The organism is Psychrobacter nivimaris (assembly GCF_043419765.1).
Lineage (GTDB): Bacteria > Pseudomonadota > Gammaproteobacteria > Pseudomonadales > Moraxellaceae > Psychrobacter.
Genome location: NZ_JBHOFX010000003.1, coordinates 30,588 through 56,524 on the forward strand (window position 1 = coordinate 30,588; position 25,937 = coordinate 56,524).

The 25,937-nt window shown below is 42.2% G+C and carries 22 protein-coding genes; 8 read left to right on the top strand and 14 right to left on the bottom strand.

Translation table 11 applies throughout. The annotated features are described in order from the left end of the window. Positions 1 to 22: 22 nt before the first annotated feature. Genes ACHEVO_RS06905 through ACHEVO_RS06915 form a run of 3 tightly spaced genes read right to left on the bottom strand, consistent with a single transcriptional unit; the run spans position 23 to position 2,319 of the window. Positions 23 to 820, bottom strand: a complete 798-nt coding sequence (locus ACHEVO_RS06905) for a Hint domain-containing protein (RefSeq protein WP_394124412.1) — start codon at positions 818 to 820, stop codon at positions 23 to 25. Between the two features lie 18 nt (positions 821 to 838). Continuing rightward, positions 839 to 1,630, bottom strand: a complete 792-nt coding sequence (locus ACHEVO_RS06910; protein ID WP_394124413.1) for a hypothetical protein — start codon at positions 1,628 to 1,630, stop codon at positions 839 to 841. A 20-nt stretch (positions 1,631 to 1,650) separates the two neighbouring features. Next, positions 1,651 to 2,319 carry a DUF1294 domain-containing protein gene (locus tag ACHEVO_RS06915; protein WP_394124414.1) on the bottom strand — a complete coding sequence of 223 codons (669 nt, stop codon included), beginning with the start codon at positions 2,317 to 2,319 and terminating at the stop codon, positions 1,651 to 1,653. Positions 2,320 to 2,502: 183 nt separating this feature from the next. Between ACHEVO_RS06915 and ACHEVO_RS06920 the strand changes: the two genes are divergently transcribed. Continuing rightward, positions 2,503 to 3,000, top strand: a complete 498-nt coding sequence (locus ACHEVO_RS06920) for an FKBP-type peptidyl-prolyl cis-trans isomerase (RefSeq protein ID WP_201607374.1) — start codon at positions 2,503 to 2,505, stop codon at positions 2,998 to 3,000. Between the two features lie 100 nt (positions 3,001 to 3,100). Further along, on the top strand, positions 3,101 to 4,141 hold the full coding sequence (locus ACHEVO_RS06925; protein ID WP_394124415.1) for an aldo/keto reductase: 1,041 nt from the start codon (positions 3,101 to 3,103) through the stop codon (positions 4,139 to 4,141). Between the two features lie 158 nt (positions 4,142 to 4,299). On the opposite strand, the gene ACHEVO_RS06930 is transcribed toward ACHEVO_RS06925, so the two are convergent. Beyond that, the gene (locus ACHEVO_RS06930; protein WP_394124416.1) at positions 4,300 to 5,100 is read right to left on the bottom strand and encodes a lysophospholipid acyltransferase family protein; all 801 of its coding nucleotides are present in this window, start codon (positions 5,098 to 5,100) and stop codon (positions 4,300 to 4,302) included. A gap of 306 nt (positions 5,101 to 5,406) precedes the next feature. On the opposite strand from ACHEVO_RS06930, the gene hflX reads away from it, so the two are divergent. From hflX to ACHEVO_RS06950, 4 genes are all read left to right on the top strand, one after another. After that, positions 5,407 to 6,834: a ribosome rescue GTPase HflX gene (gene hflX / locus ACHEVO_RS06935; RefSeq protein ID WP_394124417.1), complete on the top strand. Its 1,428-nt coding sequence runs from the start codon at positions 5,407 to 5,409 to the stop codon at positions 6,832 to 6,834. Between the two features lie 376 nt (positions 6,835 to 7,210). After that, on the top strand, positions 7,211 to 7,645 hold the full coding sequence (locus ACHEVO_RS06940) for a CidA/LrgA family protein (RefSeq protein ID WP_160021507.1): 435 nt from the start codon (positions 7,211 to 7,213) through the stop codon (positions 7,643 to 7,645). A 16-nt stretch (positions 7,646 to 7,661) separates the two neighbouring features. Then, complete coding sequence (locus ACHEVO_RS06945; RefSeq protein WP_394124418.1) at positions 7,662 to 8,351, top strand: LrgB family protein; 690 nt, start codon at positions 7,662 to 7,664, stop codon at positions 8,349 to 8,351. A 486-nt stretch (positions 8,352 to 8,837) separates the two neighbouring features. Further along, positions 8,838 to 9,644, top strand: a complete 807-nt coding sequence (locus tag ACHEVO_RS06950; protein WP_394124419.1) for a lytic transglycosylase domain-containing protein — start codon at positions 8,838 to 8,840, stop codon at positions 9,642 to 9,644. A gap of 156 nt (positions 9,645 to 9,800) precedes the next feature. Here the strand turns inward: ACHEVO_RS06950 and tsf are convergent, their stop codons facing one another. From tsf to ACHEVO_RS07000, 10 genes are all read right to left on the bottom strand, one after another. After that, positions 9,801 to 10,682: a translation elongation factor Ts gene (tsf, locus tag ACHEVO_RS06955; protein WP_114701165.1), complete on the bottom strand. Its 882-nt coding sequence runs from the start codon at positions 10,680 to 10,682 to the stop codon at positions 9,801 to 9,803. 360 nt (positions 10,683 to 11,042) lie between these two features. Continuing rightward, positions 11,043 to 11,834, bottom strand: a complete 792-nt coding sequence (rpsB, locus tag ACHEVO_RS06960; RefSeq protein ID WP_394124420.1) for a 30S ribosomal protein S2 — start codon at positions 11,832 to 11,834, stop codon at positions 11,043 to 11,045. Between the two features lie 466 nt (positions 11,835 to 12,300). Further along, positions 12,301 to 12,750, bottom strand: coding sequence for a chemotaxis protein CheX (locus ACHEVO_RS06965; protein WP_057758429.1), 450 nt, complete (start codon positions 12,748 to 12,750; stop codon positions 12,301 to 12,303). Between the two features lie 35 nt (positions 12,751 to 12,785). Beyond that, positions 12,786 to 13,235: a chemotaxis protein CheX gene (locus ACHEVO_RS06970; RefSeq protein ID WP_201607363.1), complete on the bottom strand. Its 450-nt coding sequence runs from the start codon at positions 13,233 to 13,235 to the stop codon at positions 12,786 to 12,788. Positions 13,236 to 13,265: 30 nt separating this feature from the next. After that, entirely contained in the window at positions 13,266 to 13,628 is a 363-nt protein-coding gene (locus ACHEVO_RS06975; RefSeq protein ID WP_057758425.1) for a response regulator, read from the bottom strand. Between the two features lie 61 nt (positions 13,629 to 13,689). Further along, entirely contained in the window at positions 13,690 to 15,870 is a 2,181-nt protein-coding gene (locus ACHEVO_RS06980) for an ATP-binding protein (protein ID WP_394124421.1), read from the bottom strand. Between the two features lie 12 nt (positions 15,871 to 15,882). Beyond that, complete coding sequence (locus ACHEVO_RS06985) at positions 15,883 to 16,752, bottom strand: substrate-binding periplasmic protein (protein WP_296209709.1); 870 nt, start codon at positions 16,750 to 16,752, stop codon at positions 15,883 to 15,885. Between the two features lie 355 nt (positions 16,753 to 17,107). Further along, positions 17,108 to 18,367 (bottom strand): multidrug effflux MFS transporter, encoded by a 1,260-nt coding sequence (locus ACHEVO_RS06990; protein WP_394124422.1) that lies wholly within the window; start codon positions 18,365 to 18,367, stop codon positions 17,108 to 17,110. Between the two features lie 354 nt (positions 18,368 to 18,721). Continuing rightward, the gene (locus ACHEVO_RS06995) at positions 18,722 to 19,534 is read right to left on the bottom strand and encodes a crotonase/enoyl-CoA hydratase family protein (protein WP_394124423.1); all 813 of its coding nucleotides are present in this window, start codon (positions 19,532 to 19,534) and stop codon (positions 18,722 to 18,724) included. 223 nt (positions 19,535 to 19,757) lie between these two features. After that, positions 19,758 to 23,372, bottom strand: coding sequence for an ATP-binding protein (locus ACHEVO_RS07000; protein WP_394124424.1), 3,615 nt, complete (start codon positions 23,370 to 23,372; stop codon positions 19,758 to 19,760). 607 nt (positions 23,373 to 23,979) lie between these two features. Here ACHEVO_RS07000 and cysM point away from each other — a divergent pair. Both cysM and ACHEVO_RS07010 read left to right on the top strand, forming a co-directional pair. After that, on the top strand, positions 23,980 to 24,933 hold the full coding sequence (gene cysM, locus ACHEVO_RS07005) for a cysteine synthase CysM (protein ID WP_449301507.1): 954 nt from the start codon (positions 23,980 to 23,982) through the stop codon (positions 24,931 to 24,933). A 142-nt stretch (positions 24,934 to 25,075) separates the two neighbouring features. Beyond that, on the top strand, positions 25,076 to 25,900 hold the full coding sequence (locus tag ACHEVO_RS07010) for a 3'-5' exonuclease (protein WP_394124426.1): 825 nt from the start codon (positions 25,076 to 25,078) through the stop codon (positions 25,898 to 25,900). Positions 25,901 to 25,937 lie beyond the last annotated feature (37 nt).

A 25,937-nucleotide genomic window follows, 5' to 3' on the forward strand; every position in this document is an offset into this window, starting at 1 on the left:
ATTTGACCTATCTGCACAATCTCTATTCATGCACCCAAATACCAGCCTCACCGACAAAGTAAGTGTGCGTGTCTTCGACCTCGATGTTATATACCGTCATAGTAAGAGGACCTTCGCCTTCTGCCCAATCTATAGTATTAGGATCTTTCCATTCGCCTTGGCGGAAGCCAAAGAACTCAGCATGTTCACGTTCGTCTTCAGGTGTTTGTTCTAATAGGCGTTGCTCCCACTCCTTATCGTACTCATATAATTTGTCTGTCACTGCTTGATAAGTGACGCCATTTTTGATCTCTGCACCTGTGGTTAAATCAATCAGGCTGCCATATTGAGCAGGACTGTCTTCGTCAAACTTTGGTACGAAACCAATATTTACCTTATCAGTTTTATAAATTTTACTTAGTGATGTAGTGTCATAGGGATTATTACCAGACTCAGACGAACACTTAGTCAAGTCTTTGTTAATTAAAACATCTTGAGACCTTACTTTTTTCGCTTGAGTCCACTTTGAGCTTTCAATCCATAATGGATGATTCTCTGTTATCAATAATCGAGTCAAAGGTTGGCAATCAGATAACTCTCTTAATCTAATTCTCTCTTTAATTGGTAAAGAAGAGTCTACAGCGACAGAAAGCTCAAGCAACCATACCGATATATTCTCAGTAATCATAGTATTAGTTATTGCTTTATATATCAGCTCACCCGAGCCATTAGCTGCCTTAGACAACACTTTATCGCCAATTTTTAGTTGTTCTATTGGTACTAGCCCTGTTTCTGTATGTACTAAAGTGCCAGCAGTGAAACCTGAAAAATCTTTATTCATATTATTCATTCGCCAAAATTATGTCTTGTCAGGATTATCACCATTCACCCACAACCCCTGCTCACCGACAAAGTAAGTATGAGTATCTGCTACCTCAATGTTATATACCGTAGTGGTAACTGGCCCTTCCCCCTTTGCCCAGTCGATACCTGCACCCTCTTGCCAAAAGCCTGTACGGAAATTATAAAACTCGGCATTGTCTCTTAACTCTACTGGAGTTTGCTCTAATAGTCGTTGTTTCCACCCCGAATCTTCTATGAAAAGTTTCTTAAAAACTGGATCATATCCGCCATGTGATAATGATTTACCAGTTAATAAGTTAATAAACCTGCCATCATTAGTTTGAATAGACAGATTTGGTATAAAACCTACTTCAATGTTCTCTGTTTTAAAAATAGGCTCTAAGATTTCTCCAGAACTTCCAATCTCACAGAAAGCAGGCTCACCACTTAGTAATGTTGCCATATCTACCATTTCTATGTCACTGGCTTTGACCCATCCCTTATTTTGTATCCACACTGGATGACTGGCCGTACAAAGCACATCAACGTATAGATCAAAGTTATTTTGCTGTTCGAATGGTAAGTCGTCTACAGACTCAGGTGTAAAGGTAGCAAAAAATACAGGCACATCTTTTGTGACTATAGTATGAAGTACTGGCTTATAGACTAGCTCACCTTCCGCGGTGTGTTGATCTCTAGATAACACCATATCGCCGACTTTAATATCTTTGATCGGTACTAACCCTTTATCGGTATGCACCAATGTGCCGCTGACGAAGCCTGACTTATTCATAATCACGTTATCCATATTTGTGTCTTACTTCTCATTTATAGTAACGCTGATAGTAAATCAGTCACGGTCTCTAAGCCACCACCTGCCAATAAAAACAGTAATCCTGCCATGTTCACAACGACGGTCAAATAATAAGTCACTCGAAACTCAGGCTTTTGTGATTTGTGACGCAGATACGTTTGAGCAATCAATGCCCCTACCCAACCGCCAAGCGCGCTTAGTATATGCAGTGTAGACTCAGGCGTACGCCAGTCGCCACTTTGCGCAGCAGCTTTGTCTTTGGCATACATGCCATAAGTAATAATCCCTAGCACGACGTACCAGCCGACCACTAGCCAGCTCAGTTTATCTGTCGCTGCTAATAAAACTAAAACGCCATAAAAAGCCAGTCCAAGAAACGAACGTTTCTTTTGGCCCGCTTCAAACTCTGCCTGATGGCTACGTTTCTGATTGCGCTGACGGATCTGCTGATTTTTTTGTGCCATTTTTTGCTGTACAAACCCAAGTTCTTGTACTTGCGTGGCTCGCTTGCGTCCCTCCGCATCTTGTCCAATGCTAAAGACCACTGCCTCACCGATATTAGGACGGCGCTGAGCCTTAAACTCACTTACATGAAAGAAGACAGACTCGCCCGCTTCAGTTTCAATAAAGCCAAACCCTTTATCGTCCTGCCATTTTTTGACAGTGCCTTGTTGTTTATTCACCACCGACACCTCATATCTTTTAGAATTGCCAATTATAGTACACCATCTGCGTTACATTATTGACGCTTACATCTGGCCTTAGATGGCTTATTATTTCTTACACTATAATACTGCAATTAAAAAGACTGCAATCAAACTCATTATTTTCTATTCTTTTATTCTAGCAACCGATGGCTTTTTATTATGACTCAATCTCAATTTATTAATCCAAACGAAGACACTCGTATCGCTCACGGCAGCCTTGTTAAGCTGCACTTTGAAGTTTCACTAGAGAACGGCACCATCATCGACTCAACTTTTAATCGTGATGCACCTGTGTCTTTGACCATTGGTGATGAAAGCTTGTTACCTGGTTTTGAGCAGGTACTGATGAATCTACGCGCCGGTGACACTCGTACCGCACACCTTGAGCCAGAGCAAGCTTTTGGCGAGTGGAATCCTGAAAACATCCAACATTTTAGCCGTACTCAGTTTGCGCTAGTCGCTGACAATCCAGAGATTGGTATGATGGTTGAGTTCGAAGACAAAGGTAAAAACACGCTGCCCGGTACGATTAGTGCCATCGATGATGATCAAGTCGAAGTCGACTTTAACCACCCTCTCGCAGGACAAGACGTATTATTCAAAGTAAAAATATTTAAAGTCACACCACCCGGTGTCACTGGTATCAAATTGATGTAGCCGTTTAAAAACTAACAAAAACTTTTTAGACATTAACTAAGATAGAAGCTCGCGACGATAAAAATTAATATCGATAAAAACAATCAAATAGGAGACTTATATGCAGTATCAAACGTTACCGCAACTCGATGAGAAAGTATCTAAAATCTGTTTAGGCACGATGACATGGGGACAGCAAAATACTGAGTCCGAAGCACATGAACAAATGGACATGGCACTCAGTGAAGGTGTGAATTTTTGGGATACCGCCGAGATGTACCCGTCACCACCAGATAAAGACAAACAGGGTGATACCGAACGCTTTATGGGCACTTGGTTTAACAAGACCAAACAGCGTGACAAAGTTATTCTTGCAAGCAAAATATCACCAATGAACTTTTTGCGTGATGGTCAAACGCGCTTTAACGCTGAGCATATTAGCAACGCTATCGATGGTAATTTGGAACGTCTACAAACCGATTATATTGATATCTATCAGCTGCATTGGCCAGAGCGTCAAGCCAACTTCTTTGGTCAGCGCGGCTATGATGCAGAGATGGCAGCACAGTCATTAGACGATTTAACCCCATTTCTAGAGACTATTCAGGCCCTGAATGATGAAATCAAAAAAGGTCGTATTCGTGCTTATGGTTTATCGAATGATACCGCGTGGGGACTCATGCGCTACCTGTGGGAAGCAGATAAAAACGGTCTAATTCCACCACTTACCGTACAAAACCCATATAGCCTATTGAACCGCTTATATGAGGTTGGTATGGCAGAGATTGCCCATCGTGAAAACGTTGGTCTACTTGCGTATTCACCGCTTGGTTTTGGTGTATTGTCTGGTAAATACCTCGATGGTAAACGTCCAACTGGCGCACGCCTCACCATGTACGATCGTTTTGGACGTTATGTGAATGAGCAAGCCAAATCAGCGACTGAACAATATGCCAAGATAGCTGCTGATGCAGGTTTGGACATGGCGCAGATGTCGTTGGCTTTTGTAAACTCTCGTCACTTTGTCACCAGTAACATCATTGGAGCGACGACGACCGAGCAACTCAAAACAAACATCGACAGTGTCAATGTAGAGCTAACAGCAGATGTATTAGAAGCCATTGAAGCGGTGCACACACAGCAGCCTAATCCATCGCCATAGTTGGTCTTTTATGGAGACTTGATGTTAATAGAGCCTGCTGAATAAATAATATTAAGTTCGCTCTATTAAAACTTCCATAAAAAAGGGCGCAAATCGTTTCGATTTGCGCCCTTTTATTGACTGGCTGATATTAGCTACGCTAGTTCAACTGTAAATAGTCAGTCTTCAACTGGTGTGCTAAGGACTCTTGAATGTAGTTCTGCTAATCCTTCGTTCATGCGTGCTTGCAATAAATTGGTCAGCTCGCTTTTGTTACGACCCTCTGGATCTATAGGCGCGAGTGGCAATACATAAGCGGTCACGTTTTTGCTATCGAGCACTTTTTTCATGCTTTCTTTCATTGTCAGCTTACCATAGTATGGCAATGCGTCGCTTAGTGTGCCGTCTTTATTGACATAAGCGATGATAATCGGTCTGATAGGCACATCAGCATCGATGGCTGCTTGCAACAATGTTCCATGAATGCGCTTTATTTTTTTACCACTGGTGGTGGTCGCCTCAGGGAAGAAAATAATCGAAAAACCTTTGGCTAAAAAGTCAGCTATCTGCGCCGATACTGAGCTTGCATCACCGGAGCCACGCTCGATGAAAAGCGTCCCTGCGGCATGGGCAAGTTTGCCAAATACAGGCCATTCACCGATTTCAGCCTTGGATAAAAAGAACGCTGGGCTCACAGTACCAACGACAGGGATATCCATCCATGACACATGATTCGATACCCATAAGCCATGGAACTGCTCTACAGGTTCCACTTCTACTACTTTAACCCCAAAAGAGCCTGCCATCTTGCGGCAGAATGTCTGGATATAGCGTGGTAGGGTTTCGCGTGGTGGCTGCTTAAATGCACCGATACGCTTCGCCGCGCGTATGCCGCCGACCATAGTCGTGGTCATACCAGCAACCTGTCTGCCTCGGCTCAACTGTCGTCTGAGTGAAAAGCTTGATTTAGCTTGGCTCATCTTCGCCCTCATGATTAAATAACGGGTGTTTAATAGTCAAAAAACGAGCCCAGTATAACAAAGTTCGCACACTCAGTGATAGCTTGTTCACTCAGTGAGTGCTGACTTTTATACAAACGGGCAATAAAGCAGATTTATAAAAAATTATCCGCAGCAAACGCTGTAACATAAAACCATCGCTAATTATGCTAATACGCTTTAATATCAAGTGATAAGACCATATATAGATAATCATATGAACGCTACGTCAAAGCTTCTTGAGCTGATCATAGCGAGACATTTACTTTATTAAATAGGTGATACTCTTTGGATTATTTTGAAAGACATGAAGGTGGCGAACGCGCCATTTTAGTACATTTAGACATCCGCCAAATTCAAGATCCTGATGATCTTAGTGAATTTGAGCTGTTAGCTGATTCAGCAGGTGCCGATCGTTTGGCACTGGTCACTGGATCACGCTCGCGCCCTGACGCCAAATACTTCGTTGGTAGCGGAAAAGCAGAAGAAATCGCAGAACTAGTGCGCGAACACGAAGCCGACATCGTACTGTTTAACCACAGCCTGTCGCCATCACAAGAGCGTAATATCGAAGCGCTAGTGAAGTGCCGCGTGTTGGATCGTACTGGTTTGATTTTGGATATTTTTGCGCAGCGTGCCCGTACCTACGAAGGTAAGCTGCAAGTAGAGCTGGCTCAGCTTAACCATCTATCAACACGTCTGGTACGTGGTTGGACGCATTTGGAACGTCAAAAAGGTGGTATTGGTCTGCGTGGACCTGGTGAGACTCAGCTTGAGACCGATCGCCGTCTACTACAGACTCGCGTCAATCAGCTAAAGAGCAAACTAGAAAAAGTCCGTCAGACCCGTGCGCAAGGTCGCGCCCGTAGACAGAAATCAGACGTACCGACCATCTCATTGGTCGGCTATACCAATGCGGGCAAATCTACTTTGTTCAATCGTTTGGTTGATGAGAACATCTACGCTGCTGACAAACTATTTGCGACGCTAGATCCTACTCTACGCCGTTTAGACTGGCAGGGAGTTGGTCGTGTCGTCTTAGTCGATACGGTTGGTTTTGTCCGTCATCTGCCTCATGAGTTGGTTGAGTCTTTTCATGCAACGCTAGAAGAGACGCTAGAAGCAGACTTATTATTACATGTCATTGACTCCTCTAGCGAAGATATGCACGAGCAGATACAGGCGGTCAAAGAAGTATTGGCAGAAATTGATAACGATGTACCTGTGCTCAATGTCTACAACAAGATAGATTTGACTGAAGAGCCTGCACATGTCGGCTATGCTAGCGAAGGTCAGCCAAACCGCGTCTATGTCTCTTCTAGACAGAACCTCGGCATGGAAGAGCTAACGCTTGCCGTACAGCAACTGCTGACGGGTAAACTGACGACGTTTGATTTGACCTTGCCGTATGATGCTGGACAGTTCAAAAACACTCTATATGAATTGGGTGTTATTGAAGAAGAAAGCTACGACGATACAGGTCGTGAATGTCTGACGATTCGTTTGCCAAGTGACCGCTTAAGACAGCTACTCGGTCAAGCCAACTTAAAACCTATCGATGTGTTGCCGCTGGCACAAGCAACACTACTGATGCCGGTACTTGAAGAGTTTGAGAAGGTTGATGACGTTGAAGAGCCAACCATGACAGAGGCTGAGGAAAAAGCATTTGACGAGTTTGATGCATTACACTCAGAAACGGCTGATTCAGAAAAATAATCGTTATTTCTTTAGAACAAAAACTATTGTTAAAGTGAGTCATTTGCGGCAGTAATTGAATGAACTTTTGATTCATACTGTTCGACCACAAACCCTTATATAGTAAGATAAAATAGAATAGACGATATCCATTGATATCGTCTATTTTTTTTGGATATGACCAGTCACGGTGCATAGGCTTTATTAGTTGCTCCACTCTCTATATAATCGCCTGTTATACATTCAACAAATATTGATAGATAGCGTTAATACTTTAAAAGTGAATCATTGCTACTATCAGTATTTATAGCATCATTTTCTACGTTGTGTTCTTGGTGTGATCACTTACTTTGTTTTATATACCATTCATTTATATCTGACTTGGCCAGAATTGCTTATGAAGTCTGCTCACTCTCCCCATCTCCCACTATGGCTTGCGTTAATTCTAACGTTGACCATGGTCATCGTTGTTCGAGAAACGGCGGTTGTTCTCTGTCAAATGGCAGGCATCGAAAAAGCGGCCAATATTGTCGGTTTGGTTGCGATGTTTGTCATTTTGATGGCGTGGCGACTGCTTAAAGGGTTGCCGAGCTGGCTCACACAGGCCAGTAATACTTTACTAGTCGATAGTGGTTTTGCCTTCTTACCAGTTTCTGCTGGTGCAGGCTTGTTGCTATTTGCTCTAGGAGATGAGCTATTGGGTGTGATGATAACAATGATCGTTAGTACGCTCATACCATTGTGGGGACTGGCATTACTGGCCAATCGCTGGCTCAATCATGCTGCAAACACTGATAGTACGACTACCACTGAGCAAAAGGGACAGCCGTGAGCTGCGGAGAGATATTATGACTTTTGACAGTGTATTTATGGCAACCCTAGCCGCAATATTATTGACATTAGCAGCACACGTAATTGCACGTGTATTGGCACGTAAGTTGTCCTGGCTACCGATGGTCATTACCGCACTTGTCCTAGTACTTGTTTTCCTATTTGTACTGCAGTGGGATTACAACAACTATTACAGCGCGGCAAAACCTGTATTTGATCATTTGTTAGGATATGTGACAGTACTCTTGGCTGTGCCACTGGCGGCGATGAACTTTAAAGGCTTACCAGTCAAAAAACTCACTTTAATCGTCGCTATTGCTAGCGTCGTTGGCGCATTATTGCCTATGTCACTGGCCTATTTATTTTCGCTCAGTCATGAGACCCTATTGGCTTTCGCTACCCGTTCTGTAACGACGCCGATTGGCTTGAGCGTGGCAGATTTAATCAAAGCACCATTGGCAATGGCTAACCTAATTATCATCGTCTCAGGATTGATAGGTGGTACGGTCGCGCGATTTTTGTTCCTCGGTATCAATGACGACCGTGCTAAAGGTCTAGCACTGGGGTTAGCGGCTCACGCGTTTGGTACAGTAGAGGCATGGCAAATCAGTCACACAGCCGGACGTTATGCTGCATTTGGCTTGGCAGTGAACGGGTTAGTTACCGCGGTTTGGGTGCCTATCTTTATCAGTGCTATCGGTATCTAGTCGTAACTAGAACCCTACCTAAACTATTCTTATATTTTTAAGAATTTAACCATTAATAGGCTTATCTACTGTTAATTTCAGATTGAAAATCACCTCGACTATTCAAATGTCATTATTATTTCTTAAAAAATTGAGACAATTTATTTGTCTAAATTTATTAACTCGAAAAACCCACTAAAAATGGCTCATTAAGTGACCTAGAAAAGTTAGCATATTGATTTATCTAAGATTATTTAACAATGAAAATCTGATTTTACAACTTAGTTTGTCAATCTGATGCGCCAAAAAGTTATTATATGTTATAGTAAGCAACTATTATTTTTTGTATCTATTGCAAGTGGTTCCTTATTGAAAGTGATAATTGCTCAGCTGCTGTCCTCACAGTAGGCTAAATAATTCTGCAAAATCAGTAACCGCTTAAGCGCCTAAATCAATGCATATGTAGGCAAAACAATTTGCTGTTATTCGATAAAAAGTGATTTTACTATGATAAATACGGCTACCTTAATGACTCGCTACTTATCTCCCGTTTTACTAAGTGCCATTGCTCTTTCGACCTTTTCTGTCGCTGCCAATGCAGGCAATATGTATATCTACAAAGACAAAGGTGGACAAGTATTATTGACCAACGTCAATCCTAGTGGAAATTTTGATAAGTTTACGAAAAAAGTAAAAGTAACTTATTATAAAGACTCTAAGATGTATGACGGAAGCAGCGATAGCTATGGTAGCAGTGCCGCTAGCAACAGCGGAAGTCGCAACTCTTACGACAGCTACATTCGTGCGTCCGCTGAGCGCAACGGTGTGGACCCTGCCCTAATGAAAGCGATGATGCATACTGAATCAGCTTTTAATCCAAACGCACGCTCACCAGTGGGCGCACAAGGCCTGATGCAGTTGATGCCAGCAACTGCGCGCCGTTTCAATGTCAGCAATCCTTGGAACCCTGCAGATAATATCGAAGGATCAGCCAAATATATTGCATGGCTCATGCGCCGCTTCAACAATAATGTCGAACATGCTGTCGCAGGCTACAATGCGGGCGAAGGCAATGTCGATAAATACGGTGGCATCCCTCCATTCAAAGAAACACGTAACTATGTTCAAAGAGTGATGAGCCGTTATCATAGCTTGTATAAGAACGATGCAGGACTGTTTGGTGCAAGTATCAGTGCTAACAATCAAACCAGTAGCACCAGTACAAGTAATGGCTTACAAAATGTCAGTTATGGCACCAGCAGCAATGTGAATAGTGCTAGCTATGCCCACTCAGCCTATGCTGCTTTACGCTAAGCCAGTTATCTAAAAGTCAGACATAAAAAAGCCCATTAACGAATTAATGGGCTTTTTTATGTCTGGATGCTTTATATCTTGATGCATTAAGAATAATAAAGCCAAACTGTGAGCCACAATTAAGGACTCACAGCCTAGTCCAACACTATTTGATACTTACTTGTTAGCAGCCTGAGTTGCAGCAACTTCAGCAGCGAAGTCTTCTTGCTTCTTCTCGATGCCTTCACCAACTTCTAGACGTTTGAAGCCAAGTACTTTTACGCCTTCAGCTTTTAGGACTTCGCCAACTTTCTTATCGTTGTCCATAACATATGGCTGACGTAGTAAAGTTACTTCGTCTAGGTACTTACGTAGGCCACCTTCGATCATTTTTTCAACGATGTTGTCAGGCTTGCCAGACTCACGAGCTTTTGCTTCGATGATGTCTTTTTCGCGTGCCAATACATCAGCAGCAACATCTTCGTCATCTACAGCAACAGGGTTGAATGCAGCGATATGCATAGCAAGGTTTTTACCAGTATCAGCGTCGCCACCTTCATAAGATACAACTACACCGATACGTAGACCATGACGGTATGCAGCAATGTTAGCACCTTCAAGTGTTTCAACACGGCGAATCTGGATGTTTTCACCGATTTTCTGTACTAGAGATACACGTGCTTCTTCAACAGTCTGACCTTCGCCATAAGACAATTCAGAGATAGCAGCAACGTCAGTTACGTTGTTTTCTAGTGCAAGGTTAGCAACTTTTTCTGCAAATGCAGTGAAGCTGTCATCTTTTGCAACGAAGTCAGTCTGGCAGTTAACTTCTAACAAGAATGCTTTGTTTTCGCCTTGAGCGATGATGATAGCGCCGTCAGCTGCGATGTTACCCGCTTTTTTAGCTGCTTTAGCTTGACCAGATTTACGTAGGTTATCAATGGCAACTTCAACATCACCATTTGATTCTTCTAACGCTTTTTTACATTCCATCATGCCAAGACCAGTACGGTCACGCAATTCTTTTACCATTTTGGCAGATACTTTTACTTCTGTCATAAGAGTCACCTTAGTATAGTTATGTATAGGAGTGCTGTATTTCTATTCGATATCTTGCTATTACTTAAAATCTAGCAGACAGCTCGTCTTGAACGATTACTAATATAGCCATCAATGATGTCAAACAAATAACATCTGTACAATATAGCGATATGACCAGTAGGAACGATAATACTCGCCCAATAGCTACTCGCTTATACCCATGGCGTTATTAATAAGGCTTTATTCAATAACAAGGCATGACGAGTAAAACTACATCATGCCTATTATGAGCTTATACGCTGTTCAAAACATTATATGGATGCTGATAGATACATTATCAAGACATCCTTACAAAGTTAAACTTTTTAAGTCAGCTACTTATTCTGCTGGAGTTTCAGCAGCTTCTTCTGCAGCTGGCGCTTCTTCAGTTGCAGCAGGTGCTTGCTCAGCTTTACCACCAGCTTGAGTTTGTGCGTATTCTTTACCAGCGATGATAGCATCAGCCATAGAAGTTACATACAAAGTCACAGCACGGATAGCATCATCGTTAGCTGGGATGATGTAATCAACGTTGTCTGGGCTAGAGTTAGTATCAACGATACCGATAACTGGGATACCCAAGTTCTTGGCTTCTTTAATAGCGATAGCTTCGTGATCTACGTCTACTACGAAGATAGCGTCAGGTAGGCCGCCCATGTCTTTGATACCACCTAGTGAACGCTCAAGTTTTTCCATATCGCGAGTACGCTCTAGCGCTTCACGCTTAGTTAGCTTAGCGAAAGTACCGTCTTCTGCTTGCTTTTCTAGCTCTTTTAGACGGTTGATTGACTGGCGTAGAGTTTTCCAGTTAGTCAACATACCACCTAACCAGCGATGGTCAACGTATGGCATGCCAGCGCGAGCTGCTTGCTCACGTACGATACCGCTTGCAGCGCGTTTAGTACCAACAAATAATACTTTGTTTTTCTTAGCAGCTAGGCCGTTTACGTAAGTCAACGCTTCGTTGAACGCTTTTACGGTGTGCTCTAAGTTGATGATATGGATTTTGTTACGTGCGCCAAAGATGTATGGACCCATTTTTGGGTTCCAAAAACGTGTTTGGTGACCAAAGTGAGCGCCTGCTTGTAGTAAGTCGCGCATTTCGATTTTGGTTGGATTCTTTGTAGCCATGAGAATATATCCTATTGGTTGGGTTATGCCTCCACATCACAAAAACAGCCTATTTAGCGACACGCATCTGCTACCGGTTAGTTTTCATTAGTAAAGCACTAACAGATCACAAATTAATCAAGTCGCCAAACACCCAGCAATTTTTTGCCATGATGTGTGTGTCATTGGTTGGTTTAAAAAAAGAAGCTATCGCTAGATTGAAGCAAATGCCCAAATCTAAACTATAAAGTGAATTATAAAAAATAGCTGCGCTGTATTTTATCACATAACGTCTTGGAATCTCCAGCAGTTTGTGTGTAGCGTATCAATAAGATAAAAACAAAATATGGCGATAATAAAACAAAAAAAAGCGACACATTTGCATCGCTTTTTTCATGATTGTCTTTTTAATCGCTATTTTTCAAGCAGGGTTACTGCCGTCACTCTTTTATAGTTATCACTCGTTTACAGAGTGATTGACTATAGCTTATGCAATGCAAATACCAATGACCGCCTTGTAACCACGCCACGTAAATGGTGTGATGTAACTTTGACGATCTTTAGGCAAATAAGACACGCTTGGCGCACTCTCTACAATGTGCGGCGGAGAGATAATAAACTCTGAACCAAATTCTGTCCGAGCGTTACCTGAGATTGTATTGGCCATTTCACCCAACAAATCTTTCATCATGGTGATTGAAGAGTCAGGCTCGCCCATCACTTTGATGACTTCTCGCAACATCACGCTTGGTGCACTGACATAGACGCAGCCCTCTAAAGGCCCTGATATCTTAATGACACCGCTATAATCAAAGCCAATCGCACTTTTGTTGTTGTTCAAGTAAGGGGTATCAATTGACACTTCCGAGCCATCGATTTGCGCAAAAAACGCATTGATCGAGCTTAGAAACACACCCAATTTTTCTACTTTAACCATAATATATTAATATCCATCTGTATTACGTGGCAGCATTAATCTTGCAAACAAACCACAATCTCGCCTACTTGAGAATGCCAAGTGATGGGGATGATAAAAGAACGCTCATCGTTCGGCAACACAATACTTTGTGGCGCACCTTTGAACACAAATGGTACAGAGATATGAAACTCTGAGCCAAACTCTTTACGTGCATTGCCTGCGATGGTATTAGCCACTTCCCCAGCCAGATCTACATAGTTCTCTTCACTTTTATCGGTTTCGCCCATGCTATCTAAGATTGAAGACAGCAATTCACGCGTCGCCGAAAAATATACCACGCCTTTTTGGCCACCAGATATACCAATCACGCCCGTATAATCGTGGACTTTTGGCTGTTTGTTCTCTAGTAAGTAAGGGGTATCGGCAATAAGCTCTTCTCCCCCAAACTGGTCAAAATAATTACTAATAATACTTAAAAAAATCTGTAGCTTTTGCTCTTTCATAATGACATCTGCTTTGGTCGATGAATGGTATTAGTCTTGCATCAGCTCATACAAAGACTCTACAAGCTCCTCTTCCGAAAAAGGCTTGCACAAAAATCCGCTAGCACCTAGCGACAGTGCTTCGATGCCGGTGGCTTTGTCCGATAACGCTGATACCACTAAAATGCGTACTTCAGGATCAATCGCGATGATTTTTTCAATACATTCTAGCCCATCCATTTGTGGCATGGTTAGATCCATGGTGATCACATCAGGGCGATGAACATTGAACTTTTCGATGGCTTGAACACCGCTGGTCGCTGTCGCAACCAACATGAACTTTCCTGAATCGTATGCGCGCTGAATACGGTTTCTAATAATATTTGAATCATCAACAATCATTAACTTATGCATAACTTATCTACTACCTTTAATGAAGTGCTTGTCGTCCCTGACAATATAATTACTATTTTGATTAAGCTTTAGGTAAAGTAATGACAAACCGTGTCATCTGACCCAGATCGCTATTTACGTTAAGCTTGCCATCATACTCTTTTACTTTTGCTTTAATGATATCAAGTCCAACACCGCGGCCACCATCTTCATCTGAGTGCTCTTTGGTAGAGAATCCAGAAGAGAACAGCTGTTTGAGCAAGTCACCTTTGCTAAGCTGATTTGCCTCTTCCGTACTGAAACGACCTTCTTGAATCAGTTTATTACGGATGCTGTCGTAGTTGATACCTTGTCCGTCGTCTTGAACAACCAGCATAAAGTTTGAACCGTTGTCTTGCACTTCCAAATCAATGGTCCCAACGTCAGTTTTGCCAGTAGCATGACGCACACTTGGCGACTCGATACCATGGACTACCGCATTACGCAGCAACTGAATACTGATTTCTTTGATTGGCTTTGCCAGATTTGCCGGAATGCTGGTTTGGGTTAGCGTCGTACTTTTTAGCTGTACTTGCTTGCCCTGTCTTGCAGCAATTTCTTTTGTAAATTCATTATAAAAAGACAATAAATCGTCATCTGCTTCATTGTCTAAGTCGATATCTAGCCCACCATCGAAGTCAGCATTGCCAGCTGTATGGTCTGCTACTGGATTTTGAGTAGCGACTGGTGCTTGTACGGTTGACGACTTAGCTGCTGTCGGTGCTGAGCGGTTGATACGCTCACCCAACGTCGCAATCGTGTTCGATAAGCTGAGTAAGTCATCCAAATGTACTGCCAATGGTAAGAAGTCATTACCAGACAACTGACCTTGGTTTTGCAATGCATGCAACTTGTCTTCAGCATCAGAAGCAATCTTCGTAAAGCTGTGTAGTTTTAGTGCTGATGCTTCACCTTTTAAGCTGTGCATTTCACGATAAATAGCTTTCAATTTACCTTCAAGCTCATATTGTGAGCTACCAGGATTTTTCAAGATGTTATTCATCTTCTCGATATGCGCTTGGGTATTACCAATAAACTCATTAATAATCTTTGGATTTACATTCAAGATAGTCGTTAACATCTCAATCTGCATATCGTTTTGCGAACGCTCTTTTTCTAGGCGCTGTTCTAAGTAGACTGCATCTGATACATCATTCACGTTGACCAAGATACGGGCAATGTCTTTATTGTCATAAACACGTGAGAATTTAAAATCTAAGAAGCGGTTATCAAGATTTTTGTCTTCAGACAAATTATGCAGCATGACTTTATTTAATGGATTAAGTGAATCTACCAGCTTTTCTTTAACGCGAGGGTTATAGAGCTGCTCAATGAATTGCTGTGTGGTCTTGAGGTCTTTATCAGAAATACGACCGCGTAAGACATTGGTAAAGTTTTCCCCTGCTAAGCTATCAGAGCCGATGATATTGTTCAACGCTCGAGAATGCTGTTGACCAATATTCAAGTCCTTATCAAGTAGGAAAAGACCCGTGTTTACTGTTTCCATAATTTCTTGCGTTTCTTGGCGAGCGGCAAGTGCTTCAGCATCCGTCTCACGTAGACGACGTACAAAGAAGAATACGAAGATTAGGAAGTAGGTAAAGATAGCGGCAACACCAAGTACCTGAATAAGACGAATGGTAGTTGCTTGACGTTCTGCACTATTAAATACATCTTTTGTCAGACTATCTAAAGAATCGTTAATAAACAAACTTGATGTTTTAGCCTGCTCAACGGCCTGCGTCAATTCATCAGCAGAAGGCACCATAACGTTATCAGCATCTTTTAAGTATGCTTGAATTTTGGGCTCTAGCGCTTTCCATTGCTCATTGGCAGCGGCGATGTTGGTTTGTGCGTTGCTATCAATTTTTGGTAAATCGTAACTATTACCTTCTTCATCTGTGATCGTGCCACCTTGCTCAATCGCTGCAATAGAGTTGGTAATCAACGTTGTGTTTTGCTCTAAACGACTTAATGCTCGTTGTATGTGTGGAGACTTAGTATCCTCACCATAACTGCTGTCCAAGTCGAAAAGATCTTTAATTACCGCCTGTGCACTGTTTGCCACTTGGTTGGTTTGGTCAATTAAAGCGGTGTTTCTTTCTAATAAGTTTGAGGTATAAAACGTGAACGCTAGCAAAGCACCGATTAGAGATAAAAATAGTGCAATTGAAATAATCAGACCTTGATAGCGCTTATTGTCGACATTAGGTACGGTTGCCATCTTCAGAATTCCTTAGTTCACTTGCTTAGTATTAGTATCAGAATCACTTTCTTCAGCAGTCTCTGCTGCGCCCAACCAACGATTCTCAATCTCTTTAAACGTTCCTTTTTGTTTGAGCTTTGCAATACCTTCATCCACTTTACGAATTAAGTCATTATTCCCTTTCGCCATCAGAATAACCTGCTGGGCTGATGGATTGTCTTCACCCTCATAAGAGACGATAGTGACGTCATACTCTGGATGGTTTTTTGCCGTAAACTGTAAAATAGGTAAGTCATGCAGAATGACATCGACCTTGTCCTGCATCAAATCTTCAAATAATAGATAAGCTGTGCTTCGAGTCGTCATTTGGCTATATTTACCCATCGCTCTGAGCTGATCATCTTGCTTTGAGCCTTCCATTGCCGCAACATGCATGCCTTGCAAATCATCTAAGCGATTTATTTTTAGGTCAGCATTTTTGTACATGACTGCAGATGGATTAAAGAAATAAGGAGTAGAAAGGCCATATTTTACAGCGCGGTCATCTTTGTAAGAGATACCTGAGATTGCTAGATCACGTCCACCAGACTCTACTGTGTCAAACATGTTCTGCCAAGTTTCCTTGTAGAACTCGACTTTGAAGCCTTGTTCTTCACCGATAGCACGGATTGAATCAATATCAATACCTTGCATATTCCCATAATCATCTTGAAACGAGAACGGTGGCATCGTACCTGTTGTGGCCACCTTTATGGTTGGCGCCGAAGCAGGCAGCTTGCTCACAAAGCTATCTGTGTTTTCCGTTACTGTTGCGCTTGCATTTTCTTGAGTAGAAGAGTTGCCACAGCCAAATAGGCCAACACTCAATAGAATTGGTAACGCTCGATATAACTGCATCATAATCTATCCTTGAAACCTAACGTTGTTTTACATCTTAGTGAATGACAATCTAGCAATGTTAAGTAATGTCTATACATATTTGCTTACAGAAAGTTACGTTAGATAATACTTGTCTAATTTTATGATTGCAATAATTATGTTTGGTCATTATCTACGATTAGTTATATATAGCAAAGTATGCATATACTTTTGAACAACATATACTCGTTTATAATCAATAAATTCCATTATATAAGGTGCCTATAAAATTTAATTTTGCTCTGAAAAAAATAAATAAAGCGTACAAAAAAGCACTCATACGCTGTGAACGTATAAGTGCTTTTTAAAATACAGCTAACTTAAAACAGAGATGCTTTTACTCTGCATCATCCAAATTGAGATTACGATCAATTTTCCAAATCAGGAAGGAACCGAGACTCATTAGTGAGAACAGGGCAATACCAACCTTGAGGACTGGATTGACTGGAAACAGGTTCAATAACAAACCACCAAAGATACCGACTGAAAACATTAGCGAGCCTTGTAATGCACTTGCCATACCAGCACGACGTTTTTGAAAAGCGAGCGCAATTGCAGAAGCATTAGGTTGAGTCAGACCCAATCCTGCGATACAAAAGAAGATACAAGCCAACACCAGCGGCAACCAAGCATCTGTCCCTAAAAGTAAGCCAATCACAAATAGCAAACCCGCAGAGATAACCTGCATCATCGCCCCGAATCGCAAAATACTTAGTATTCGAAAGCGATTGATAAGCCATTGGTTTAACTGAGTCAAACCTACAAAACCAGCCGCATTCATTCCGAACAACCAAGCGAAATGTGTCGCTGAGACGCCATAAGTATCCATGATTAGCTCTGAAGCCGAGCTGATATAGACAAACATCGCTCCCATTAACAATCCGCCACCAATTGCTGGGTAATTAAAAGTCGGGTCTTTTAATAAGTCCCAATATTGACTGAGCACTTCTCTTGCAGGGCGTACATTGCGATTTTCTTCAGTCAAAGTTTCAAAAAAGAAAAACTTAGTAAGTAGCAAGTTTAGAGCACCAAATGCAGCTAAAAACCAAAAGATAGAGTGCCAATCAAAAAATTGTAAGAATAGCGCGCCAAGCGATGGTGCCAATATAGGTGCTAAGCCCATCACTAAAATCATGATGGAAAAAGCTTTTGCCGTTTGTTTGGCAGTGAGGCGATCTCGAATTGCGGCACGAGTAACTACTGCACCGACGCACGCGCCCAATGCTTGTAAAGTACGGCCTGCAAACAGTACGTACTCATTGTCAGTGGTCGCACAAAGGATAGAAGCGATAACGTATAACGTCATACCTATATATAAGGGTTTGACACGGCCAACACGATCACTGAAGGGTCCGTAAAATAGTTGCCCAAATACCAAACCTAAAAAGTATGCAGGGACAGAGTTGGCCATAAAAGCCGTTGAGACACCGAAATCATCGGCCATCGATGGCAGTGCCGGCAGATACATATCAATTGATAATGGGCCCACCGCAACCATCAGCCCAAGCATCATAATCCATGCAACAGGCAAATCAGCAGAGCGCACTCGCTCAGAAGCGATAGGTTTGTTTGGAAGGGAGGGTTTTGAAGCAGACATATTTAGACCGTTTTATATAGTGGCTATTATTTTTGATATTTTATTTTTCGACGTTAAATTGCTTGCACGTGTTATTAGGTAGGCTTTCGTCATTTTACTGGCTTATCCAGTAATCAAAATAGATACCTTTAACAACAATAGTGCATCTTTACCCACATCGGTGCAAGCAGACAATGCTATATCGTGCTATCTGCTTGCATTTCAATGGCTGTAAAATAATAGCGAAACAACCGCTAACAATTAAACCTGTTAAAATAATTTATCAAAATATGTCTGGCTTTTTTAGGTAGCAATTTCTTTTATTAGAATGAATCTAACGAAAATAGCACTAGAAAATTTACTGATAGCAAAAATTTAGCGGAATTGGCGTTTGGCAAATAAGGTGCTGGCCTGCTTTGCTTTTCTGAGAGCAAGCTTACGATTACGACCAAGCATCATTTTAAGCTGCCATGCTTTTTCTTTATATAAAGTCTTGGCAGGTTGATCATACATCGCATTTATCACGCGTTTGCTTGCTAGCACCGCGTCAGGAGAGCGCTCTGCAAACTCGGCAGCAAGTTTTTGTGCTTGTTCAAGAGGTGCTTCACTACAATGGCTAATCAAGCCTAACTCTTTGCCTTCATTAGCATCGATGATACGAGCGCTCATGGCGAGTTCTTTTAGAGTATCTTCTCGTAGAACTCCAAATGCTGATTGGGTCAGTCCCATATCTGGCACTAAACCCCACTTAGCTTCCATAATAGATAACTGACAATCAGGATGGCTGATACGTACGTCACAAGCCAACGCCAACTGTAACCCAGCGCCGATACAATACCCTTCCAATACTGCTATGACGGGTACTGGCAGATCACGCCATACCAAACATACTCGTTGGAACGCACTTTGCCATGGTTTAATTAATTCCCAAAGCGCAAATGCTGTGTTTTTTGGATGATTTAAGTCTCCTAAATCAATACCTGCACAAAACGTCCCCTCTGCCCCATTTAGAATGACCGCGCGTATGGTTCTGTCCTTGCTAATGCGACCTGCCAGCTTAATCAGCTCATTGATTACCTGAAAACTCATGGCATTTTTTTTATGTGGACGATTTAAGGTAACCGTTAGTATGTTGTCTGTAATACTAACTTGTAAGGTCTCATACTGGTAACTTGCAATCGCGTTCATAACAATCCTTATTAATGAATAAAACAAATATGGTTCTAATATTCACAATATTAGCAGGCTTGTCTTTGTTGTACCGTAGTAATAACTGACTGCCACGATACTATAGTCAATTTCATATACAGCAGATACAGAGCACCTAGCTAATAGCGATAAGCAAATCTAACAAGATTACCTATCGCTCTCTGAACCTGAATGATTTTGTCTGTTTTGCCTTACCCTCAACTTATATCATTTTCCACGTCATGTCATTTTCGCTTAAGCGATGATAATTAAGCTGCGGATAAGATGATAAATCTACCTTTTGCAGGTTGTCTAGCGCCGTTAATAATGCCTCATAATAAGGCTCAATCATTGCAAATTGCACAGGTGTCGTATGCTGTACATTCAGCAAGCACTTATCTTCTAAATCTTGGCTAGCCTGACGCAATTGTGGTACACCCGTATATCGACTACCGCCCAATATACGATGGGCAATTTGTGCCAGCATATTGCGGTCATGAGCTTCCCATGCCTGAATAAGCGCCTGTTTTTCATCATTGATAGTATCGATCATCATGATAATAAGCTTGGCCGCCAATTCAGGTTTGTTCGCTGAACGAGTGAGCGCATCTTGCCAATCTAAAATATTTGAGGTATCACTTTTGCTTATATTATTGTTACTAAGGTCATTATTGATTTGCTCGTGTAAAGTCGTATTATCGTGAGCTGTTCTATCTTGAAAGCTTTGGTCTTGAGGGCTTTTATCTTGAGAGTTGTCGATAGATTTTGTTGGTGATTGTAGTAGTGGCGACTGACCTTGTTTTTGTAGACGCAAGCTTTCATAGCGCGGCTGAATATCACGCGCAGTATCTCGTCTATAGCCTTCACGAGGCTGACTATCGCGCAAATAATCATCACGGATTTTTTTCAGGGATAATGGACGGGTAATTTTCGGCTCGCTACTGACAGAAGTGCTGTTACGATCTACCCCATCTCCTCTTATTATTGGATAAGTAGCGGTTAATGTATCTGAAGATATACCTGAACTGGCTTGAGTCTCTTGCCCATTTATATTATTAGAAAGCAAGTCGTTCGATAAATCATTATCATTGATTGAGTAACCGCGCAGCGAGTCTATAGCAGTTAGTTCAGCCTCTGATGAGTCGGAGCCCTGTACGCTAGCACCTTGTAAATTATTACCCTGCAAGTCAGGATGCTGTAAGCCAAAACTCTGTAAATCTGTATCAGGCAACGCGGTCAATTGTGGTGTCGTACTCTTACGACCAAGCCATTTCTGTAGCACCTGTAATAACTGCGGTTGACTAATAGGTTTGCCGACATAGTCATTGATACCGCTGGCTATAAGTTTGTCACGTTCATCTGCCAACCCATGAGCTGTCAGAGCAATAATAGGGATACGACTATCCGAATTTTCGATATTTCGAATCTGCTTAGCCGCCTCATGACCTGACATACGCGGCATTTGAATATCCATAAATATCAAATCAATGTTGTCTTTGTCTTGAGTAGCCGCTTTATCATCAGCGCTCGTGTCCTCATGATAGAACGCGCTATTTGTTTTCTTATTTATCTCATCACGTGTTTCTGCTTTAGAGAGTTGCGTTTTATTCGAGAGGCTTTGCTTATCGCTCTTGGCAGTTTTGATGTTTTTGGTTTGTTGTTTACTGATAATTTCGATAGCATCAAACCCACTGCTCGCAGTAACTACCTGAATCCCTAGCTCGCTCAATAGAGCATCAAGTACTAGTAAATTAGGCAAATGGTCGTCAACTGCCAGTACCGTGACCCCTTTCCAGCGTGGTTCCTGCAGGCTTTGCGGCGTACTACGGCTTTGCGTATCAAGCATCGCGTACAGCTGCCTTTTGTCTAATGGCTCATACAGTATGTTGGCATGATAGCGGTTGAGTAGTGCTTGATCGGCCGCCACTTGGTAGCCGAATACAGCAAGCTTACCTTGATAATGCAGACGAATTTGCTTAAGAAGCGCCATCATATCGTCTTGCGTGTCATCATCAACGATGACCCAATCCCAATAGTTACCGTGCTCTTTTAGTGACTCCAGTACACCCGGTAATGAGTTTGCTTGAGTCAACTTAATTGGTAAATACTGCAAGCTAGCCTTTAGTACTTGTATCGAAGCAATATGATTAATCCAAACCAACACGTTAAACTCATCGGTCTCGCTTGCCAGTGGCGCTAATACTGGTAATTCAATCGTTTGACCAGTGGCTGCCTCTAGCACATCGACATGGGCCGGCATGCGAAACCAAAACGTCGCACCTTGGTTGGCAATATTTTCTTGAGCATTATCATGAAATCCAATATCACCGCCCATCAAGCGCGTCAACTGTTTGGAGATGACCAGACCCAACCCTGTACCACCATACTGACGCGTGATTGATGGATCGCCTTGGCTAAAGCTTTGGAACAGCATTTTTTGATCTGCCAGAGAAATGCCTTTTCCGCTATCTTGCACGCTAATCATCAGATAGTTATCTCGGTGGTCATCTAAGCTCACACGCACCACCACATCACCACTATCCGTAAACTTAATGGCATTACCAACGATATTGGTCAATACTTGCTTAAGACGTAACGCATCGCCGTTGATGCGCATCGGCACATCATTGTAAAACAGTACCGCCATGCGTAAACCCTTCTCCGCAGAGACAGGAGATAGCATATCGACCACATCGTAAATGGTGTCATAGAGGTCAAATTCATGACGATCCAGTACTAGCTTACCTGCCTCAATTTTAGAAAAATCTAAGACATCATTTACCAAAGCGAGCAAGTGTGCTGAGGACTTACGTATGGTCTGTACATACAAGTCCTGCTCAGGATTAAGCTCGCCATGACGTGCCAGCAAATTAATAAAACCATCGATACTGTTCAATGGTGTACGCAGTTCATGACTGATATTGGCTAAAAACGCAGATTTTGCTTGGCTGGTTGAAATCGCTGCATCACGTGCATTTCGAATAGAGATGTTTTGCATCTCCATCTCATCAAATGCCAACCGTAAATCATCCTCAGTTTGCTCGGCATGATCTTTGAGCTCTTGAAAGCTTCTATGTAAGCGGCGTAATGTTCTGACTAGATCTTGCTGTAATAGATTCAGTTCGCCATCTGACTCAACGGGTACAGGTTGGTATAAATTATCAACATGGGTACGTTGCAACTGCAAACGCAGCTCATAAATGGGAGCAATCCAACGTTTCGAATAGATATTTAGGCTCAGTAGTAGAATCAGGATAGTAAATAAACCAGTAATCACTAACGCCATCGCAATACGGTAGCGTGCAATGTAGAGCGGCTCATTATCCATATCAACGAGCAACCACAATGTCTGCCCTTCAAACTCTCCCAATACACTGCCATACGCTGTGCCTACAGGCGTTGGTCGTTGTGACAAAAAACTGGCAGAATCACTGATCAACGGCCACTCTTCATTGAGACCATAGCCGACTGTTGCCAGTATTTGGTTGCCTTCATTAATAATAGCAATGCGCTGTACATGCTGCTCAGACTGCATACGTCCAAGCTTATCTTGGATACCCTCTAGCGTCGTCATCGCCGCTTGTTGGGTCCTCTCAGCACTACTCCCTACTTGCTGGCGCTCTTGTTCTAGCAGCTCAGGAATCAGTTCAGCTATGACTGGTGTATAGCGAATAAGTACCGCTTCGGCCAATACTTCTTGCTCAGAGTCGCTTGCACGCATGGTTTCGTGAAATACCAAGATGCCGCCTACTGCTGCCAACACACAGATAGGCAAAAACACCAGTATGATCAGCTGACCATAAGCACTACTGGTATCGAAACGTTTTTTATATGCCATGCTAGGTCTACTCTCTACTAAGGTTCTTGCCGTGAATTTTTGTGATAATGTCAGTGTTCGTGTCACTTGCAGCGCGTCATATCAGAGCATCTGGGTAAGGCGCTATTTTTAATGAAGCTATTAATCGTTAATAAATTAACTGATTTTGACGAGGCAACTACTATACAGCTCAAGATTATCTTAACAGGATTCTCTAGGCTCTGGTTAGGCATTCCATGGGATGAACAACGTTATAATTAAAGTGCCAACCACTCTGTGTTAAAGAGAATATGGCTTTAAGCTATCAACTCTACTTTTGCAACCCTCAACGTAATATTGACATTGACCTGATACAGTGACTATTAATCTTTGATGCGATAAGCGCAGCTGAAAACAAAATGATATAATAAAGCCACTTTTTATTTACCACAATATATCGCTCATAGTCATAACATATGAGAGCGCACTCTAATGCCTTTCGTTTTTAGCTCGCTTATCACCGTAAACCTATAACCCAAGCGACTGTCTAAAATTATGATCAAACAATAAAAACAGCGCTTCCATCAAAAACAAGCCATTAAAAACATATTTAAAAAATAGAAAAGGATACTTTATGTCCACTACGGCCATGTCAAATGCTAACTTCATTACTCAAATCACTACCCTCGCTGATTGCGTTGGTCAAACGCCATTGGTGAAACTTCAACGCCTGCCTGAGCAAGAGCACATTGCCAATGGTGCCACAGTACTAGCTAAGCTTGAAGGCAATAATCCAGCGGGTTCTGTAAAAGATCGTCCTGCTTTTAATATGATTTATCAAGCAGAACAGCGCGGTGATATCAAGCCTGGTGATATGTTGATTGAAGCCACTAGTGGCAATACTGGTATTGCATTAGCCATGGTCGCTGCGATGCGTGGCTACCCGATAACGTTACTGATGCCAACCAACTCTACCCAAGAGCGTAAAGATGCCATGATCGCTTATGGCGCAACGCTGATTGAAGTAGACGAAGGTATGGAAGCTGCACGCGATTTGGCATTGCAGATGCAAGCAGATGGCAAAGGGGTTGTATTGGATCAGTTTAATAATCCTGATAATAGTCAAGCACATTACCTGACTACAGGCCCTGAGCTATGGGCACAGACAGAAGGTAAAATTACGCATTTTATTAGCTCGATGGGCACGACAGGTACGATTACCGGTGTGTCACGCTACCTAAAAGAGCAAAATCCAGACGTCAAAATCATTGGCCTACAGCCTGACGAAGAAGCTTCGATTGCTGGTATTCGCCGTTGGCCAGCGGCTTATATGCCAGGTATTTTTGATGCAGATTTGATTGATGAAGTGATGGATATCGATCAGCGTATTGCCGAAGTATATATGCGTAAATTGGCGAAAACTGAAGGTGTTTTTGCTGGAGTATCTTCGGGTGCAGCTGCATGGGCAGCGACCCAAGTAGCAAAAGAAAATCCTAATGCTGTTATTGCTTTTATTGTCTGCGATCGTGGCGATCGTTATTTATCAACGGGTTTATATAACGTTGACGATAGTAATACGGATAACAGCGCAGAAGTGAATTAATGCATAAGAAATACCATTTAGTATTGTTAATTTAAAAGAAGTGAAAAGCGGCCAAGTTCAGATGTAATACTTCAAGCAAGGTTAGCGCTGTCATTCTTTTATAATGAATTAACTATAAGCTCATAAATAGTCAGGATTATCTATGTCACAAGCGCTACCATCCGACCCTATATTGGTTTTTGATATCGAGACTGTCGCCGATGTCGATGCAGCACGCCGTATCTATCCGCAACTGGCCGATCTTAACGATGCAGATGCGTTAAGCGCGCTGACAGCGATACGTACACAAGAGGCAGGGCACGACTTTATGCGCTTGCCACTACAGCGTATCGTCTGTATTTCAGCTCTGTATATCAAAGATGGTAAGTTATCGCTATTTTCTTTGACTGCCGATAAATTTAGTGAAAAAGAAATCCTAGCCAAACTCTTTAGAGCATTTAACGACATTGAGACATTGCCGCAACTTATTAGCTGGAATGGCTCAGGCTTTGACATACCTGTACTGATATATCGTGCCATGCAATATGATTTGTCAGCACTCTGGCTGTTCGAAGAAGGCGAGCGTGTTAAAAACATGCGCTTTGATAACTATGTTAATCGTTTTCATACACGTCATCTAGACTTGATGGATCGGTTTAGCCAGTACGGTGCTAGTCGCCGCGAAGCCATGGATATCGTCGCAAGTCTGTACGGATTGCCCGGTAAAACTGATGTAGATGGCAGCATGGTCGGCGCGCTTGTTAGTAGCGGTGACTGGCAGGCCCTATCTATATACTGTGAGTCTGATGTTATGAATACTTGGCTTATTTATTTACGCTGGTTGCGTCTAACAGGACAATTGTCTTCACAAGATTTTGATGCTTGGCAGCAGCAGAGCTATGATTATCTGGCAAAGTATACCCAAGCTGACGGTAGTCCGCGACATCAAGAGTTTATCGCTGACTGGTCATCGGCACCCGAATTATAGAATTCGCATTATTAGTAGTTTTTTATTCCCCTCTTCT

Coding starts and splice junctions, on each gene's coding strand:
- ACHEVO_RS06905 (WP_394124412.1), bottom strand. CDS start 820: ATGAATAAAGATTTTTCAGGTTTCACTGCTGGCACTTTAGTACATACA.
- ACHEVO_RS06910 (WP_394124413.1), bottom strand. CDS start 1,630: ATGGATAACGTGATTATGAATAAGTCAGGCTTCGTCAGCGGCACATTG.
- ACHEVO_RS06920 (WP_201607374.1), top strand. CDS start 2,503: ATGACTCAATCTCAATTTATTAATCCAAACGAAGACACTCGTATCGCT.
- ACHEVO_RS06925 (WP_394124415.1), top strand. CDS start 3,101: ATGCAGTATCAAACGTTACCGCAACTCGATGAGAAAGTATCTAAAATC.
- ACHEVO_RS06930 (WP_394124416.1), bottom strand. CDS start 5,100: ATGAGCCAAGCTAAATCAAGCTTTTCACTCAGACGACAGTTGAGCCGA.
- ACHEVO_RS06940 (WP_160021507.1), top strand. CDS start 7,211: ATGAAGTCTGCTCACTCTCCCCATCTCCCACTATGGCTTGCGTTAATT.
- ACHEVO_RS06945 (WP_394124418.1), top strand. CDS start 7,662: ATGACTTTTGACAGTGTATTTATGGCAACCCTAGCCGCAATATTATTG.
- ACHEVO_RS06950 (WP_394124419.1), top strand. CDS start 8,838: ATGATAAATACGGCTACCTTAATGACTCGCTACTTATCTCCCGTTTTA.
- tsf (WP_114701165.1), bottom strand. CDS start 10,682: ATGACAGAAGTAAAAGTATCTGCCAAAATGGTAAAAGAATTGCGTGAC.
- rpsB (WP_394124420.1), bottom strand. CDS start 11,834: ATGGCTACAAAGAATCCAACCAAAATCGAAATGCGCGACTTACTACAA.
- ACHEVO_RS06965 (WP_057758429.1), bottom strand. CDS start 12,750: ATGGTTAAAGTAGAAAAATTGGGTGTGTTTCTAAGCTCGATCAATGCG.
- ACHEVO_RS06970 (WP_201607363.1), bottom strand. CDS start 13,235: ATGAAAGAGCAAAAGCTACAGATTTTTTTAAGTATTATTAGTAATTAT.
- ACHEVO_RS06975 (WP_057758425.1), bottom strand. CDS start 13,628: ATGCATAAGTTAATGATTGTTGATGATTCAAATATTATTAGAAACCGT.
- ACHEVO_RS06980 (WP_394124421.1), bottom strand. CDS start 15,870: ATGGCAACCGTACCTAATGTCGACAATAAGCGCTATCAAGGTCTGATT.
- ACHEVO_RS06985 (WP_296209709.1), bottom strand. CDS start 16,752: ATGATGCAGTTATATCGAGCGTTACCAATTCTATTGAGTGTTGGCCTA.
- ACHEVO_RS06990 (WP_394124422.1), bottom strand. CDS start 18,367: ATGTCTGCTTCAAAACCCTCCCTTCCAAACAAACCTATCGCTTCTGAG.
- ACHEVO_RS06995 (WP_394124423.1), bottom strand. CDS start 19,534: ATGAACGCGATTGCAAGTTACCAGTATGAGACCTTACAAGTTAGTATT.
- ACHEVO_RS07000 (WP_394124424.1), bottom strand. CDS start 23,372: ATGGCATATAAAAAACGTTTCGATACCAGTAGTGCTTATGGTCAGCTG.
- cysM (WP_449301507.1), top strand. CDS start 23,980: ATGTCAAATGCTAACTTCATTACTCAAATCACTACCCTCGCTGATTGC.
- ACHEVO_RS07010 (WP_394124426.1), top strand. CDS start 25,076: ATGTCACAAGCGCTACCATCCGACCCTATATTGGTTTTTGATATCGAG.